Source organism: Bacillus sp. JJ1533, from assembly GCF_036965045.1.
Lineage (GTDB): Bacteria > Bacillota > Bacilli > Bacillales > Bacillaceae_L > Ferdinandcohnia.
Window position 1 is genome coordinate 53,160 of sequence record NZ_JBALOV010000032.1, and the last position, 15,351, is coordinate 68,510.

The window sequence follows — 15,351 nt, forward strand, 5'->3', positions numbered from 1 at the left end:
TTTATTATGGTAGTTGAGATTTTAATTTTAGTCGTTTTGATTCTACTTAATTCATTTTTTGCTGCTTCGGAAATGGCCATGGTTTCTTTAAATGATAATAAAGTAAAGATGATGGCAGACAGTGGAGATAAAAAAGCAATTTTATTACATAGACTTCTGTCAAATCCCAGTAGATTTTTAGCCACAATTCAAATTGGTATTACGTTAGCAGGGTTTCTAGCGAGTGCCTTTGCAGCAGGAAGCTTTGCTACATATTTAACAAACTGGCTAGTCGATATCGGTCTTCCGGTTGCACCTAGTATTATTGATTCCCTTTCAGTGATAGTGATTACCCTTATTTTATCTTACTTCACTTTAGTCATTGGGGAACTGGTACCGAAAAGACTGGCGTTACAAAAGGCAGAACAGATTTCATTAATTGCAGCTAGGCCTTTAACCATCTTATCAAAGGTCACAGCACCATTCGTTAAACTATTAACCCTATCAACGAATGGACTTGTTCGTTTATTTGGGGTCGATCCTAATGCGGAAGATGAGAATGTGACAGAAGAAGAAATTCGAATGATGGTTGATGTAGGGAAAGAAAGAGGCACCATTCAAGAATCAGAGAAATTCATGATCAATAATATTTTTGAATTTGATAACAAAACGGTTTCAGACATTATGACACATCGGACGAATATTATTGCGATTCCACTTGATTACACATTAAAAGAAATCATTCATCTTGTAACAGTTGAAAAATATACTCGCTTTCCAGTATATGATGAAAGCATTGATCAGATTGTGGGTATTTTACATTCAAAAGAACTAATAAAATTTGTCGACGACTGTAATGATTTATCGTTTAATTTAAAAGATTTACTAAGAGATCCTTATTTTGTTTTAGAATCAAAGCATACGAATGAATTATTTAAGGAAATGCAAAAGAACAATATTCATATGGCCATTGTGATTGATGAATATGGTGGGACCGATGGGATTGTTACTATTGAGGATTTAATCGAGGAAATCGTCGGAAATATTTTTGACGAATACGATGAATACACGATAGAGGATGAGGAATACATCCAACTTGATGAAAATACATACTCTATGGCTGGAACAATCAATTTATATGAAGTGGAGGATCTTCTAAAAATTGACTTTCCAACAGATGAATATGACACCTTGAGTGGTTTTGTGATCGGTCAATTAGGATATATTCCAACAGGAGATGTTCATCCGGAAATTGACTACGAAAATCATACCTTTAAAGTAATCGAAATGGATGAAAAACGGATAATGAGAATAAAGGTGATTAAGAATGCTGTTTTATTTGAAAAAGTAGAAGAATAAGATTGACGATGATAGGATGGTTACGGATTTTGTTTAAATAAAAATCAAAAGCACGATAAAGAAAGGGTGTTCCAAAAAAACTGGAACACCCTTATTAAATGATTCCCATACTATCTAAGAACACAATGATGATGACAACTGGTACTACATATCGAATCATAAAAAACCAAGCTTTTAATAAAGAAATAGGAACACTACTGCCCATTTGCATCTCCTTATAAAGGGTAGTCCGTGGAAATTTAAACGAAACAAAAAGAGATACAGAGAAAGCTCCAACCGGTAATAGAATATTACTTACAAGATAATCTGCAAAATCAAAGATTGATTTTCCAAACAGTTGAACATCATTCAATACTCCAAATGAGAGAGCTGATGGCACACCCACAATAAAAATAAAAACACCTGCCATCCAGGTGGTTAATTTTCGATTATGGTAATTTCCTTTCGTTAAAATCGCTACTATTAATTCTAGCATCGAAAATGCTGAGGTGAGGGTGGCAAATAAAAACAATAGAAGGAAGGCAACTAAAAACACCATACCAAATGGCATATTGCTAAATACACTCGGTAATACATTAAATAAGAGAACAGGTCCTGCATCCGGCTCTAAACCAAATGCAAATACAGCTGGAAAAATGGCCAATCCAGCCAAAAGTGTAACAAGGATATTTAATAACACAATCGTATATGCGGACTGTATTAAATTTTCCTTTTTCGAAAGATAGGAGCTATAGGTTAACATTGTACAAGCACCAATACTTAATGCGAAAAAGGATTGTCCCAAAGCAAAAAGAATCGTGTCAGATGTCAGAGATGAAAGGGAAGGTTTTAGAATAAACAAGATTCCCTCAAGAGAGTTTTCAAGTGTAATCGAACGAATGATAATGACAATAAAAAGGATGAAAAGGGCAGGCATCATCCATTTATTTGCTTTTTCTATTCCGGCTTGAACTCCTTTAGCCACTACAAGTATCGTAACTAACATAAATACAAGTTGGGCAAAGACAACCAGGAATGGATTTGAAATTGTTTCTCCAAAATAACTTCCATACTCTGTTTCAGTCAAACCATTCAAATTCCCAATACTACCGCTAACCAAATAAATAATAATCCAACCACCAACCACACTATAAAAAGAGAGCAAAATTGCATTTGTAAAAAAGCCAAGACGGCCCACAAGGTGCCATTTCGTGTTTGGAGCTAATTCTTTGAATGCTTGAATTGGGCTTTTTTGTGTAGACCTGCCGATTACAAATTCAGCTAATAAAAGTGGTAGACCGATTAACAGTGTGAAAAAAAGAAATATTATGAAAAAAATGCCGCCACCACTAGTTCCAGCGACATAAGGGAATTTCCAAATAGCCCCTAATCCGATAGCAGATCCTGCTGCTGCTAAAATAAAGCTTATTTTCGAAGACCATTGTTCAGTTTGCTTCAATCGAATACCTCCGTTGCCACTACATATTGTCTATTATTTGATTAAGTAAAAAAATTAAAACGTATTATTACAGGAAAACAAAAATTCATCTTTTGCTTTCCTAAAAAAATATAACCTGAAAGTGTAAAATGTTCAGAAAATAATTGACGCAAAGCAAGTAGAATGATAATATTACGATTAACCAATGACATACATTAACGCTTTTTTGCTTTACTGCGGTGAAACGGATATGTATGAAAATTATTATTCTAGTAAAATAATAAAATACTAGAATGGACAAAAAAGTAAAGGATATTAAGGGGGATTATGCATGAAAGGTTCAAGTAAAATTGTAGGAGTGTTATTAGCTGGTTTCCTGGCATTAGCAGGATGCAGCACATCAGATAACACATCAGGTGATGCTGGTAACGGCAATGAAAAAGAGCAGTTTGTAGTTGGTATTACGCAATATGCACCACATACTTCATTAGATGCTGCGACTGAAGGTTTCATTAAGGCTTTAGAAGATGAAGGATTCAAAGAAGGCGAAAATTTAAAAATTGATTCACAAAATGCACAAGGTGAGCAAAGCAATACGGCAACAATTGCCCAAAACCTTGTTGGTAACAATGTAGATTTAATTTTTGCGAACGCAACACCTAGTGCAATGGCTGCACTTAATGCTACAAGTGACATTCCAATTATTTTTACTTCTGTAACAGATCCAGTTGGTGCTGGGTTAGTAGAAGCATTTGACAAGCCAGGAGACAATATTACGGGTACAACTGATAACCACCCTGATGCTACAAAAACAACCATCAACTTTATCACGGGGGAAATGGGAGCAAAGAAAATTGGTGTAGTCTATAACTCTGGTGAACAAAACTCTGTTGTGCAAGTCGAGCAAGTAAAAGAATTTGCAGAACAAGATGGAGCGGAACTAGTTGAAGTGTCGGTTTCTACAACTGCTGAAGTAAAACAAGCAGCAGAAAGTTTAGTTGGTCGTGTAGATGCCATCTATATTCCAACTGATAACACTGCAGTTCAAGCTCTAGATTCTATTATTGCGGTAGCAAATGAAAAGGATATTCCATTATTCGTTGGTGAACTTGACTCCATGAAAGCTGGAGGATTTGCAGCTAGCGGATTTGAATACTACGATATTGGATACCAATCAGGACTAATGGCTGCTAAGATTCTAAAAGGTGAGAAGAAGGCTTCTGAAATTCCAGTTGAACTTCCAAACAGCCTCCAGCTTTTCATTAACAAAAAAGCAGCGGAAGAACAAGGAATTGAAATTAAACCTGAATGGAAAGAGATTGCTGACATCTACGAAGGAAATTAATAGTGTTGCTCAAAAAATAACATTTTTTTAACAACACTTACTTTAAGAAAGGATGATTCAACATGTTTACGGCATTATTTGGGGCATTTGAATCAGGAATCATCTATGCAATCATGGCAATTGGTGTATACCTGTCCTTCCGTATACTTGATTTTCCAGACTTGACGGTCGACGGCAGCTTCGTTACAGGAGCTGCTGTTTCCGCCATTTTGATCACAAATGGAGTAAATCCTTTTATTGCAACGCTTCTAGCACTTGTTGCCGGGTTTATTGCAGGTAGTATCACAGGATTACTGCACACGGTTGGAAAAATTAATGCATTACTATCTGGTATTTTGATGATGATCGCCCTTTATTCAATCAACCTACGAATTATGGGGAAATCAAATGTTTCACTGTTAAACATTGATACAACATTCACTAATGTTTCTGGTGTATCTGCTTCGTCCGGAGTAGACTCATTTTTCAACTCAATTTTTACAGCAATCGGGTTAGGTAATAGCCATCCAAAAACATGGGGCATCCTGCTTTTCATGATTGTTGTTACATTTGTCATTAAAATCTTAATCGACCTTTTCCTTCGTACGGAAATTGGTCTTGCAGTAAGGGCAACTGGTGATAACAAAAAAATGATTTCCAGCTTTTCTGCTAACACAAACCTCATGACCATTCTTGGGTTAGGTCTTTCCAATGCTCTAGTAGCATTTTCAGGTTCACTCATTGCACAGCAAGGTGGCTTTGCAGATGTAGGTATGGGTATTGGGATGATCGTAATTGGCTTAGCTTCCGTTATTATTGGTGAAGCTCTATTTGGTGCCAAAACAATCGCAAGGGCAACACTGGCAGTTATTGGAGGAGCAATCATTTATCGTATTGTTGTGTCACTTGCATTACGTGTGGAATTCTTACAGCCAGGTGATATGAAATTAATTACAGCGATTATCGTGATTATAGCGCTAGTCCTTCCTAAAATTCTTGAAGGAACAAAAGAGAAAAACAGACGGGCAAAACGACAACAACAGCTTTTACAAATGAACAAGGCACCTTCAGAAAGAAAGGGTGAGGCAAGTGCTACACTTAAATCAAATTCATAAAATCTTTAATGAAGGTACACCTGATCAAAAAATAGCTCTTGATTGGACAAATCTGCAGTTGAAAGAAGGAGATTTTGTAACTGTCATTGGGAGTAATGGTGCCGGAAAATCCACATTAATGAATGTGATATCTGGTGTGCTAATTCCTGATGCTGGTTCTGTTGAAATCGCCAATAAAGATGTAACATTCTTACCAGAGCATAAACGCGCTAAGCTTATTGGACGTGTATTCCAGGATCCAATGGCAGGAACTGCACCAAATATGACAATTGAAGAGAACCTTGCAATGGCATATTCACGAAATAAGAACCGAAGTTTGCGTAAAGGGGTTACGAAGAAACGCAAGGACTACTTCAAAGAAGTTCTAGAATCGCTTAACTTAGGTTTAGAGAATCGTCTCTCTGCAAAAGTAGGTTTGTTATCAGGCGGAGAACGTCAAGCATTGTCTCTTTTAATGGCAACCTTCACAGAGCCGTCGATCCTGTTACTCGATGAACATACAGCAGCACTCGATCCATCACGTGCAGAACTGATTACGAATTTAACAAAGGAAATCGTATCAAAATATAATCTTACAACACTTATGGTCACTCACAACATGCAGCAAGCTCTTGACTTAGGTAATCGTCTGATCATGATGGATAAAGGACAAATAATTTTAGAAGTTGATGAACAGGAAAAAATGAATTTGACTGTTGATCAATTGCTAAATGAATTCCAACGAATCAGAGGCGCAAAAATGACAAATGACCGTGCACTACTTTCGTAATAGGTGAAACTTCAATCAGTGGGGTTTTACAGTTCGTTAATGAAGGTTAAATGAAAAAACGGCCGCTTTATCACGAAGCGGTCGCTTTTTTATGCTGTTGATTGATTTTCGACAAACTGCTGTTTTTCCCTTTCCACTTCCATCGAAGACACGATATAGGCAAACCCATTTAATACGAAAATAACGACATTCGATTGTACTCGTTCTGTTTCCCCTAAATACGTATTCATAAAGATAATACCGGAGTAAAGTACTACAAAAAATAATGCAATTTTATTCATTATTACCATTCGACGACAACTCCTTTGCTATTGGGATTATTATTATTCTATTTAGAATCGGTGTGTCCTATGAGCTAAATCCCAATAAACAATGTTAAAATGGATAAACGTCTTGTCATATGTGTCCAATCAAGTCGTTCACTTTCCCATATTTTAATGTATAAGCTTGAGTGAAAATAGAAGTGAAAATAGAAGACGTCAAGTAATCAATGCAGACAGAGTAATTATCAATGCTGATGAGGTAATTATCATTGAAACAAATGACAAAAGAAGACATCACAGACGTGACTTTGATGATGTAGGTGGTGTTGAAGACCGCAGACGCAATCATGATCATGAAGAAGGTCCTCAAGAAAATGAGCGTAGAAGAATGTTTCCATGGTATTTTTTAAGAAATAATATGGGTGTTTTAAAACTTTGGAATACCTTTTTTGATTGTATCCAAAATTTACTTCCATGTTCGGAAATTTTTTCACGGATCGGGCAAGAATGTGTATAATAGGTACGGATTGTATTTAATAGAAGGGTGGCAATTTAAGAATGAATATTACCGGATATTCGGTTGAAAAATTAAAGGATCCGACTGGAATTTTAGAGGGCGACCGTTATGAATTCTTTTTGGATATTGAAGTTCCAGAAGATGATGAATTATATTCTGAACATGGAATTGAGTTAAAAGTGATTTATGCGGTTGATAGTACGGGCGAGCGAATTGCCCAATATTATATTTATGAAAGAAGTACTGAAAAAGTACTTGATTTTGAGCTTGAAGAAGAAGAAGAAGATGCTGTGAATGAGTTTTGTAAGGTACATTTACATGAAGAAAATGAATAAATATGTCTAAAATTGTTTATGAAAAATCAATCTTTGTGTAAAATGAAAGAGTACATCATACATACTAAGCAATAAGGAGTAATGAAAAAATGGAAAAAGTACTTATTTTTGGTCATAAAAACCCAGATACTGATACAATTTGCTCTGCAATCGCATATGCAGAACTTAAGAAGAAACTTGGTTTAGATGCTGAGCCCGTGCGTTTAGGAGAAGTAAACAGTGAAACACAATATGCATTGAATTACTTTAACACTGAAGCACCGCGTTTGGTCGAAAATGTAGCCAATGAAGTCCAAGAGGTTATTTTAGTGGACCACAATGAACGCCAACAAAGTGCAGATGGACTTGAAAATGTAAAAATTAAAGAAGTAATCGATCACCATCGTGTTGCTAATTTCGAAACAAGTGATCCATTGTATTTCCGAGTAGAGCCAGTTGGTTGCACAGCAACGATACTTAACAAGCTTTATAAAGAAAATAATGTTGAAATTACTAAAGAGGCTGCAGGCTTAATGCTTTCAGCGATAATTTCTGACTCCCTATTATTCAAATCACCAACTTGCACGGAGGAAGATGTTCAAGCAGCTCGTGAATTAGCAGAAATTGCTGGAGTTGACGCTGATAGCTATGGACTTGAAATGTTAAAAGCCGGTGCTAATGTAAGTGATAAGTCTGCCGAACAATTAGTTTCATTAGATTCCAAAGAATTCTCAATGAATGGCAAAAAAGTTCAAATTGCTCAAGTTAACGTTGTAGACCCACAGGATGTACTTGCAAGACAAAGTGAGCTTGAAGAAGTGATGAATCAACAAATCAATGATAACGGACTTGATTTATTCTTACTTGTCATAACAGACATATTGAACAATGACTCGGTAGGACTCGCAGTAGGTGCGAAAACCGCTGCAGTAGAAAAAGCATTTAATGTTAGTCTTGAAAACAAAACAGCAGAATTAAAAGGTGTTGTTTCACGTAAGAAACAAGTTGTTCCAGTCCTAACGGAAGCTTTCAATAGCCTATAATAAGAAATAAGCCCTCAAGAAGCCAGTAGCTTTCGAGGGCTTATTTTTTAATAATCATCTGCTATTAACTGTCGATCTAAATAAGTTTCAATCAGTTCACTTATCTGATACGAAACCTGTGGCAGGTCATAATTTTCAAAAACATGCTCACATGATTCTTTATAGGCCATTGTTTCATCGTAATGATTCATATGCCTTTCAATGTCCTCAGGACCATCTCCGCGTTTCTTCTGACGTTCATGTACGGTATCGCGATCAGCATACACAAAGATTCGAATTGCATGCTCTCCATACATTTGCTTCAAAAGGTCAGCCCCTTCTGGGTTAAGCGTTAAGTAAACCACCTTATGCTTCTTGAAGATATTTACTATGTCAATTTCACGTATTCCATAAAAATGTCCATCAATTTCAACACTTTCCAGAAATTCATTTTGCTGCATCATTTGGTGAAAGGTTTCTTTACTTACGAAGTGGTAATCTTCTCCGTTGTTTTCAAAAGGGCGGGGGCTTCGAGTTGTGAATGAGGGAACGGTTGGCATATCAAATGCTGTGGCAACCATTTTACCTAAAGTTTTCCTACCAGAGCCATCTGGACCGGTGTAAATAAAAATCCTCTCTTTGTCCTTTAATTTGTACATAGGATTCCTCCTTCTAATTTGATTTTACATGCACGTTAGTTGTAATATTCTGTTTTTTTATTATAGCATAAAAAAATAATTTTAGCCCACTCATAATGTTAATTTTTTGTGTATTTAAAATTTTCAATACAACATATGACATTTATCATGTAATTAACGTGACACATGTGTCTAGCGTAAAGCTTTATTCTCCTATACCATTAGAAATGTAGACAAAGCTGGTGATTAGAAAGTTTGAAATATGACATTTATCATGTAATCTACATGACACCTGTGTCTAGCGTTAGACTTTTTTCTTCTATACCATTAGAAATATAGAAATATGCTTGCGATAAGTTAGCAAAATAACTTATTAATTTTGAAATTATGACTAAAAATATGAACTGAGAATGAAGAAAGGAATCGATTATATGAACAAATTAGATCAAAAAAGCTTAAGAAAACAAGTGGCTCCATATGAAAAATCAAATTTTAAGGCTAGTCTGTTTCAGTTGTTCAACACATTAATTCCGTATCTTGGGTTATGGGTTTTGGCCTATTATTCATTAAACATTTCCTATATCTTGACATTTGTAATCAGCGTGATTGCAGCAGGATTTCTTGTACGGATTTTTATCATTTTCCATGACTGCTGTCACCACTCATTCTTTAAAAATCGAAAGGCAAATAAAATCATTGGTACCCTTTGTGGAATTTTAACGTTATTTCCTTATAGTAAATGGGGGCATGACCATTCAGTCCACCATGCAACGAGCTCAAACCTAGATAAGCGCGGGACAGGTGATATTTGGGTTATGACGGTTGAAGAATACATGGAAGCATCTGCTTGGCAACGCCTTTGTTACAGAATATATCGAAACCCTTTTGTAATGTTTATTTTAGGACCAATTTTTGTATTTTTAATTGAAAATCGTTTTAACAGAAAAAAAGCGCGAAAGAATGAACGTCTCAACACATATATTACTAATTTAGGGATCGTTGGCCTCGCCACTATTTTATGTTTGGCAATCGGCTGGCAGTCATTTTTACTTGTACAAGGAACAATTTTTATGGTTTCTGGGATTGCAGGTGTTTGGTTGTTTTATGTTCAGCATACATTTGAAGATTCCTATTTCGAGGAAGATGAAAAGTGGGAATATGTAAAGGCTGCGGTAGAAGGTAGTTCTTTTTATAAGCTTCCAAAACCGCTACAGTGGTTAACGGGGAATATCGGGTATCATCATGTTCATCACTTAAGCCCTCGTGTTCCAAATTACAAACTTGAAGAAGTGCACAATCAAACAACGCCACTTCAGCATGTACCAACCATTACGTTAAAAACAAGTTTAAAATCATTAAAATTCCGACTTTGGGATGAAGAAGAAAAAGTGTTTGTTGGCTATGGTAAAATAAAAGAAATGGTTGCAAACCAAAAAGATGTAAAAAAGATTCCCAGCTTAGAAAAATAAGCTGGGTTTTCCTGTATTATGTTATGATACTAAAAACACAAATTAAATGAGGGTATGTCCTATGAAGAAAACAATATTCCAAAAATGGTCGGGAGTCTCACCTTATATTTGGGCTGTAATTAGTATCCTGCCATTCTATTTTATCTTCCAATCGTCGTCAACAGCTGAAATTATTGCTGGTCTCATCTTAACGGTCATATTTTTCATTTCATTACGTTTTGCTTTTATCTCGAAAAGATGGGCGATTTATTTATGGACTTCCATCTTAATCGGTATTTCGTTAACCATGTCTATTCTGTTTGCCTTTATCTATTTTGCATTCTACATTGCATACTACAATGGGAATATCAAAAACCGGGTTGCTTTTTTAACGTTATATATCATTCATCTAGTCGCCACAACATTTTCGATTAACTATAATCTCGTAATACAGGACGAAATTTTTTTAACTCAATTGCCATTTAACATTATTATTTGGATTAGCGTAATCCTCTTGCCATTTAATATATATAATAAAAAGAAACAAGAGAAGCTCGAAGAACAACTTGAAGATGCAAATAAACGAATTGCAGAATTAGTAAAACAAGAAGAACGCCAGAGAATTGCAAGGGACCTTCATGATACATTAGGTCAAAAACTTTCATTAATAGGCTTAAAAAGTGATTTAGCAAGGAAACTCATACATAAAGATCCAGAAAAAGCACGTAATGAATTAAAGGATGTGCAGCAAACAGCACGGACAGCTTTGAATGAGGTTCGAAAAATGGTATCGCAAATGCGTGGAATACGAATTAAGGAAGAGATTGTACGTGTAAAAGAATTACTACGTGCTGCTGATATTGAATTTGAGTTCAGAGATGTATCATTAAGGAATGTTTCATTATTCTACGAAAATATCATTAGCATGCTTATAAAAGAAGCGGTCAATAATGTAGTGAAGCATAGTAAAGCAACCCGTTGTACAATTGAGATCATTCAATCTGAAGAAGAAATTTGTTTAGCGATTAAGGATAACGGGATTGGTACCATTCCAGATAAGGATGTAATAGATGGTCATGGATTACAAGGTATGAGAGAGCGTTTAGATTTTGTAAACGGGAGTTTAGAAATAATAACGAAAGATGGCACTACATTAATTATTAAAATACCAAATGTACGTAAGAAGGTAGAAGTGGAGGGTCTGTTATGATTCGAATCGTGATTGCGGAAGACCAAAGGATGGTCCTTGGGGCATTAGGTTCACTCCTAAACTTAGAGGACGACATGGAAGTAATTGGGATGGCAAATAATGGGCAAGAAGCGATATCACTAGTGAAGGAGCTGAATCCAGATATCTGTATGATGGATATTGAAATGCCATTAAAAACAGGACTTGAGGCTGCTGAGGAGTTAAAGGAAACAGACTGTAAAGTGATTATATTAACAACTTTTGCCCGTACTGGATATTTTCAGCGAGCTTTGAAAGCTGGGGTGAAGGGCTACCTATTAAAAGATAGTCCAAGCGACGAATTAGCTGACTCAATTCGTAGTGTAATGAATGGAAAACGCGTCTATGCACCTGAGTTAATGGATGATTTATACGCAGATGAAAATCCATTAACAGAGCGTGAGCTTGAAGTGCTTGAACTAGTTGCAGACGGACTGAATACAAAGGAAATTGCAGATGAATTACGAATTAAAGCAGGTACTGTCAGAAATTATATTTCTACCATCTTAGATAAGCTTGAAGTGAAAAATCGCATTGAAGCGATCACACAATCAAAAGAAAAAGGTTGGTTTAAGTAAGAACAATGATGAAATTTTTCATTGAAAAATAGATACTAGAGGAATAAAATAAGGGTGCAATACATTTCGTTTTAGGGTGGAATGATCATGGGAAACCTTGGTTTCGGAGAATTACTATTAATTATCTTTTTTGCCTTACTTGTATTTGGACCTAAAAAGCTTCCTGAGCTTGGAAAGGCTGCAGGTACAACACTGCGAGAATTTAAAAAGGCAACAAAAGGCATTCTTGATGATGAAGATGCTGAATCAAAATCAAAATAAGAAACTGGAATGGGAGAGGAAAAAGAGCCTCTCTTTTTTTGATTTTAGTTATCTTCTTATTTGAAAATCGGACAAACGTGTGAGAAACTATTAATGGTAAATCTTTCAATTTAGAGGAGGATATATATGGTAAAAAGTCTTCAAGATACTACAACATTACATAATGGAGTAAAGATGCCGTGGTTTGGCCTAGGTGTTTTTAAAGTACAAGAGGGGCAAGAAGTGATTGACGCTGTCAAGTGGGCTATCAAACATGGCTATAAAAGTATTGACACTGCAGCAGTCTATAAAAATGAAGAAGGTGTCGGACAGGCTATACGCGAATCCGGAATCAATAGAGAAGAATTATTTGTTACATCCAAGGTTTGGAACAGTGACCAGGGCTATGAAACTACATTACAAGCCTTTGAAACAAGCCTACAAAAACTAGGACTAGACTACCTTGATTTATACCTTATTCACTGGCCTGGAAAAGATAAATATATTGAAACATGGCATGCGCTTGAAAAGCTATACAAGGACGGCCGTGTCCGTGCAATTGGTGTAAGTAATTTCCATGTTCATCATCTAGAAAACCTCATGAAAAATTCAGAAATCAAGCCGATGGTAAACCAAGTGGAATACCATCCACATCTGACACAAACAGAGTTACATGAATTCTGTAAAAAAGAAGGAATTCAATTAGAAGCATGGTCTCCACTTAAGCGCGGAGAATTGTTAAATGATCCAACTCTTTTAGAAATTAGCCAAAAACATAAGAAATCTGTTGCACAGGTTATTTTGCGCTGGGATCTTCAAAACGGCGTTGTTACGATACCTAAGTCAATTAAAGAACACCGGATCCAAGAAAATGCAGATGTCTTTGATTTTGAGCTCTCACAGGAAGATATGGAAAGAATTAGCGCATTCAACAAAAATGATCGAATTGGCTCAAATCCTGATACAAATATGACTGGATTTGAGTGATTGCAAATGTAAACCACACGGAATGTTCCGTGTGGTTTTTTTTGACAAACTGATGTGAAAGATGTTGGAGGAATTTAACCTCTATCTGTAGAATTGGTAATAATTATAAATACTTTTGAAATGTGGAGGGTGCTTACATGCAGATGTTTTTTAGATATAACTGGATGGTTAGAGAAGAATGGTATCAATGGTGTGAAGAATTAAGTGAAGAGGTACTTCTGCAACAGCGAACGGGTGGAATGGGTAGTATATTGCGTACTCTCTTTCATATTGTTGATGTCGAATGGAGCTGGATACGTATTATACAAGGAAAGCCGGATTTTCAAGAGAGTTTTAATGATTATCATAGCTTGAACAGGATTCGAGAATTAGATGCCAAATTTCATCATGAAGTAGAAAACTTTGTAAACAACTGGGATGCAAACCTGGAAAATCGATTATTTTACGATACCTTACCAGATGGAAAAGTTACAACAGATACTTGGGGAGAAATCATGCGGCATATCATTGCCCATGAAATTCATCATATGGGGCAATTATCCATTTGGGCAAGAGAAATCGGGAAAAAGCCGATTTCTGCAAACGTTATTGGTCGGAGACTTTCCACTACTTCAAATAACTAATTCAAATTAAAAAGGGGTGTTGTATGTGTATAAAGAATTTATCGGTAAACAATCAGCAAGAGTAAAAAATGTCGTTGAAAGGGGCGCCGTTAAACAATTTGCAGAGGCAATCGGTGATCCTCATCCTATTTTCATAGATGAAGAGTTTGGAAACACTTCTAGATATAAAACGAATATTGCACCACCTACATTTCCTAGAGTGTTCGAATTTGGTCGTATTGATGGTTTTGTTTTACCTGAAAAAGGATTGATCCATGGTGAACAGGTTTATAAATATGAAAGACCTCTTTTTGTTGGTGAAGAAATTTATTGTTATTCAAAAGTAGAAAACTATGTAGAGAAAAAGGGCTCAACAGGATCTATGGGTTTTCTAACCATTCGTGAAAACGGAGAAGACGCGAATGGTGAGCAGATTTTTTCGTCTAAGTTAGTCGTCATCATAACAGAATCAGTTAGAAAGGGGATGATGTGATGAGTTCATTAGTGAATATCGAAATTGGCTCTTCACTTGAAAGTATCCAGCTCCCACCCGTTTCTAGAATGGACTTAATTAAATATTCTGGTGCATCCGGTGATTATAATCCAATCCATACGATTGATGATGAGGCAGATAAAGCTGGATTACCTGGAGTAATCGCTCATGGAATGTGGACAATGGGTAACCTTGCAAAGCTCTTCACCCCTTTTTATGAAGAAGGCTTTGTCAAAACCTATTCGATACGATTTCGGAATATGGTATTTTTAGAAGATGTTTTAACACTTAAAGCATCATTAAAAAGTATTGAAAAAAATGAGCTAATCTTTGATGTAGCCGTTGTAAACCAGCATGACAAAGATGTGATTAAAGGAAGCATTGTTTTTCAAAAATACGAGTAAACATAATTTAGAATGAGGTTTTCCTAAGATTTTCACTTTATCATGGTAGACTACTACTATATTAATATACTAAAATTTACCAAATCGATTGACAATTGAACTGGCTCAAGCTTACAATTATTATAAGTTGTTAGATAATAGGAAAATTCAGAAACTAGAGGTTCATTGTATGAATCAAAAAATAGCAATTGGAAAAATCGCTGTATTGCTTTCAATGTTAACGGATGACGAAATGCAAAGCTTTTCTCCCTCTTTACAGGATATTAAATACTGTCAAGGTAAAGTTGGTTCAATGAATATGCAAAAGGTGATTGCTGCTGTAGAGACAGCTGCTAAGCGCCATGGCCTTATACATGAATCCCAATACCGTGAAACCCATGCGTTGTACCACGCGATTATTGAAGGAATTGAAGGGGTGACAAGGGGGCAAACTGCAATCGGTGAAATTAGTCGGACTGTTGGCCTTCGTTTTACCATTGTACGTGGAACACCCTATACCAATGAAGAAGAGGGCGAATGGCTTGCCGTTGCTTTTTACGGAACCATTGGTGCACCAATTAAAGGCTTAGAACATGAAACAGTAGGTCTGGGGATTAATCATATTTAACTATATATTTTAGTGCATTGCCTATAGTCCTTTAGTCAATAGGAGGC

General features: G+C 36.0%; 19 protein-coding genes. 16 read left to right on the forward strand and 3 right to left on the reverse strand.

What is annotated here, in order from left to right; all coding sequences use genetic code 11:
* Positions 1 to 6 precede the first annotated feature (6 nt).
* A complete protein-coding gene (locus V7138_RS16955) occupies positions 7 to 1,338 on the forward strand; it encodes a hemolysin family protein (protein WP_335399456.1) in 1,332 nt (443 codons plus the stop codon).
* Between the two features lie 94 nt (positions 1,339 to 1,432).
* On the opposite strand, the gene V7138_RS16960 is transcribed toward V7138_RS16955, so the two are convergent.
* The gene (locus V7138_RS16960; protein WP_335399458.1) at positions 1,433 to 2,776 is read right to left on the reverse strand and encodes a sodium-dependent transporter; all 1,344 of its coding nucleotides are present in this window, start codon (positions 2,774 to 2,776) and stop codon (positions 1,433 to 1,435) included.
* A gap of 310 nt (positions 2,777 to 3,086) precedes the next feature.
* Here V7138_RS16960 and V7138_RS16965 point away from each other — a divergent pair, with 310 nt between their 5' ends.
* The 3 genes from V7138_RS16965 (at position 3,087) to V7138_RS16975 (ending at position 5,963) form a co-directional block, all read left to right on the forward strand.
* Complete coding sequence (locus V7138_RS16965; RefSeq protein WP_335399460.1) at positions 3,087 to 4,100, forward strand: ABC transporter substrate-binding protein; 1,014 nt, start codon at positions 3,087 to 3,089, stop codon at positions 4,098 to 4,100.
* Between the two features lie 62 nt (positions 4,101 to 4,162).
* Positions 4,163 to 5,194 (forward strand): ABC transporter permease, encoded by a 1,032-nt coding sequence (locus tag V7138_RS16970; protein WP_335399462.1) that lies wholly within the window; start codon positions 4,163 to 4,165, stop codon positions 5,192 to 5,194.
* Positions 5,169 to 5,963: an ABC transporter ATP-binding protein gene (locus tag V7138_RS16975; protein ID WP_335399464.1), complete on the forward strand. Its 795-nt coding sequence runs from the start codon at positions 5,169 to 5,171 to the stop codon at positions 5,961 to 5,963. Before V7138_RS16970 ends, V7138_RS16975 begins: the two co-directional genes overlap by 26 nt.
* Before the next feature lie 89 nt (positions 5,964 to 6,052).
* On the opposite strand, the gene V7138_RS16980 is transcribed toward V7138_RS16975, so the two are convergent.
* A complete protein-coding gene (locus V7138_RS16980; protein ID WP_335399466.1) occupies positions 6,053 to 6,253 on the reverse strand; it encodes a hypothetical protein in 201 nt (66 codons plus the stop codon).
* 157 nt (positions 6,254 to 6,410) lie between these two features.
* Between V7138_RS16980 and V7138_RS16985 the strand changes: the two genes are divergently transcribed.
* The 3 genes from V7138_RS16985 (at position 6,411) to V7138_RS16995 (ending at position 8,100) form a co-directional block, all read left to right on the forward strand.
* Entirely contained in the window at positions 6,411 to 6,743 is a 333-nt protein-coding gene (locus V7138_RS16985; RefSeq protein ID WP_335399469.1) for a hypothetical protein, read from the forward strand.
* Positions 6,744 to 6,784: 41 nt separating this feature from the next.
* Positions 6,785 to 7,078: a DUF6509 family protein gene (locus tag V7138_RS16990; protein ID WP_335399471.1), complete on the forward strand. Its 294-nt coding sequence runs from the start codon at positions 6,785 to 6,787 to the stop codon at positions 7,076 to 7,078.
* Positions 7,079 to 7,167: 89 nt separating this feature from the next.
* Positions 7,168 to 8,100: a manganese-dependent inorganic pyrophosphatase gene (locus V7138_RS16995; RefSeq protein ID WP_335399474.1), complete on the forward strand. Its 933-nt coding sequence runs from the start codon at positions 7,168 to 7,170 to the stop codon at positions 8,098 to 8,100.
* 47 nt (positions 8,101 to 8,147) lie between these two features.
* Here the strand turns inward: V7138_RS16995 and V7138_RS17000 are convergent, their stop codons facing one another.
* Positions 8,148 to 8,738: a guanylate kinase gene (locus V7138_RS17000; protein ID WP_335399476.1), complete on the reverse strand. Its 591-nt coding sequence runs from the start codon at positions 8,736 to 8,738 to the stop codon at positions 8,148 to 8,150.
* Positions 8,739 to 9,148: 410 nt separating this feature from the next.
* Between V7138_RS17000 and V7138_RS17005 the strand changes: the two genes are divergently transcribed.
* From V7138_RS17005 to hutP, 9 genes are all read left to right on the forward strand, one after another.
* Complete coding sequence (locus tag V7138_RS17005) at positions 9,149 to 10,186, forward strand: fatty acid desaturase (protein WP_335399479.1); 1,038 nt, start codon at positions 9,149 to 9,151, stop codon at positions 10,184 to 10,186.
* 61 nt (positions 10,187 to 10,247) lie between these two features.
* The gene (locus V7138_RS17010; RefSeq protein ID WP_335399480.1) at positions 10,248 to 11,375 is read left to right on the forward strand and encodes a sensor histidine kinase; all 1,128 of its coding nucleotides are present in this window, start codon (positions 10,248 to 10,250) and stop codon (positions 11,373 to 11,375) included.
* A complete protein-coding gene (locus V7138_RS17015) occupies positions 11,372 to 11,971 on the forward strand; it encodes a response regulator transcription factor (RefSeq protein WP_335399482.1) in 600 nt (199 codons plus the stop codon). The genes V7138_RS17010 and V7138_RS17015 overlap by 4 nt, the downstream gene beginning before the upstream one ends.
* Positions 11,972 to 12,058: 87 nt before the next feature.
* Positions 12,059 to 12,232: a twin-arginine translocase TatA/TatE family subunit gene (gene tatA / locus V7138_RS17020; RefSeq protein ID WP_335399485.1), complete on the forward strand. Its 174-nt coding sequence runs from the start codon at positions 12,059 to 12,061 to the stop codon at positions 12,230 to 12,232.
* Positions 12,233 to 12,358: 126 nt separating this feature from the next.
* Positions 12,359 to 13,198: an aldo/keto reductase gene (locus tag V7138_RS17025; protein ID WP_335399487.1), complete on the forward strand. Its 840-nt coding sequence runs from the start codon at positions 12,359 to 12,361 to the stop codon at positions 13,196 to 13,198.
* A 137-nt stretch (positions 13,199 to 13,335) separates the two neighbouring features.
* Complete coding sequence (locus V7138_RS17030; RefSeq protein WP_335399489.1) at positions 13,336 to 13,821, forward strand: DinB family protein; 486 nt, start codon at positions 13,336 to 13,338, stop codon at positions 13,819 to 13,821.
* A gap of 25 nt (positions 13,822 to 13,846) precedes the next feature.
* On the forward strand, positions 13,847 to 14,293 hold the full coding sequence (locus tag V7138_RS17035; protein WP_335399490.1) for a MaoC family dehydratase N-terminal domain-containing protein: 447 nt from the start codon (positions 13,847 to 13,849) through the stop codon (positions 14,291 to 14,293).
* Positions 14,293 to 14,697, forward strand: coding sequence for a MaoC/PaaZ C-terminal domain-containing protein (locus tag V7138_RS17040; RefSeq protein ID WP_335399491.1), 405 nt, complete (start codon positions 14,293 to 14,295; stop codon positions 14,695 to 14,697). Before V7138_RS17035 ends, V7138_RS17040 begins: the two co-directional genes overlap by 1 nt.
* Positions 14,698 to 14,866: 169 nt before the next feature.
* Positions 14,867 to 15,304 (forward strand): hut operon transcriptional regulator HutP, encoded by a 438-nt coding sequence (gene hutP, locus V7138_RS17045; protein ID WP_335399494.1) that lies wholly within the window; start codon positions 14,867 to 14,869, stop codon positions 15,302 to 15,304.
* Positions 15,305 to 15,351 lie beyond the last annotated feature (47 nt).

What these genes read in the sequence shown, in the direction of transcription:
- V7138_RS16955 (WP_335399456.1), top strand. Translation starts at nt 7, where the DNA reads ATGGTAGTTGAGATTTTAATTTTAGTCGTTTTGATTCTACTTAATTCA.
- V7138_RS16965 (WP_335399460.1), top strand. Translation starts at nt 3,087, where the DNA reads ATGAAAGGTTCAAGTAAAATTGTAGGAGTGTTATTAGCTGGTTTCCTG.
- V7138_RS16970 (WP_335399462.1), top strand. Translation starts at nt 4,163, where the DNA reads ATGTTTACGGCATTATTTGGGGCATTTGAATCAGGAATCATCTATGCA.
- V7138_RS16980 (WP_335399466.1), bottom strand. Translation starts at nt 6,253, where the DNA reads ATGGTAATAATGAATAAAATTGCATTATTTTTTGTAGTACTTTACTCC.
- V7138_RS16990 (WP_335399471.1), top strand. Translation starts at nt 6,785, where the DNA reads ATGAATATTACCGGATATTCGGTTGAAAAATTAAAGGATCCGACTGGA.
- V7138_RS16995 (WP_335399474.1), top strand. Translation starts at nt 7,168, where the DNA reads ATGGAAAAAGTACTTATTTTTGGTCATAAAAACCCAGATACTGATACA.
- V7138_RS17000 (WP_335399476.1), bottom strand. Translation starts at nt 8,738, where the DNA reads ATGTACAAATTAAAGGACAAAGAGAGGATTTTTATTTACACCGGTCCA.
- V7138_RS17005 (WP_335399479.1), top strand. Translation starts at nt 9,149, where the DNA reads ATGAACAAATTAGATCAAAAAAGCTTAAGAAAACAAGTGGCTCCATAT.
- V7138_RS17010 (WP_335399480.1), top strand. Translation starts at nt 10,248, where the DNA reads ATGAAGAAAACAATATTCCAAAAATGGTCGGGAGTCTCACCTTATATT.
- V7138_RS17015 (WP_335399482.1), top strand. Translation starts at nt 11,372, where the DNA reads ATGATTCGAATCGTGATTGCGGAAGACCAAAGGATGGTCCTTGGGGCA.
- tatA (WP_335399485.1), top strand. Translation starts at nt 12,059, where the DNA reads ATGGGAAACCTTGGTTTCGGAGAATTACTATTAATTATCTTTTTTGCC.
- V7138_RS17025 (WP_335399487.1), top strand. Translation starts at nt 12,359, where the DNA reads ATGGTAAAAAGTCTTCAAGATACTACAACATTACATAATGGAGTAAAG.
- V7138_RS17030 (WP_335399489.1), top strand. Translation starts at nt 13,336, where the DNA reads ATGCAGATGTTTTTTAGATATAACTGGATGGTTAGAGAAGAATGGTAT.
- V7138_RS17040 (WP_335399491.1), top strand. Translation starts at nt 14,293, where the DNA reads ATGAGTTCATTAGTGAATATCGAAATTGGCTCTTCACTTGAAAGTATC.
- hutP (WP_335399494.1), top strand. Translation starts at nt 14,867, where the DNA reads ATGAATCAAAAAATAGCAATTGGAAAAATCGCTGTATTGCTTTCAATG.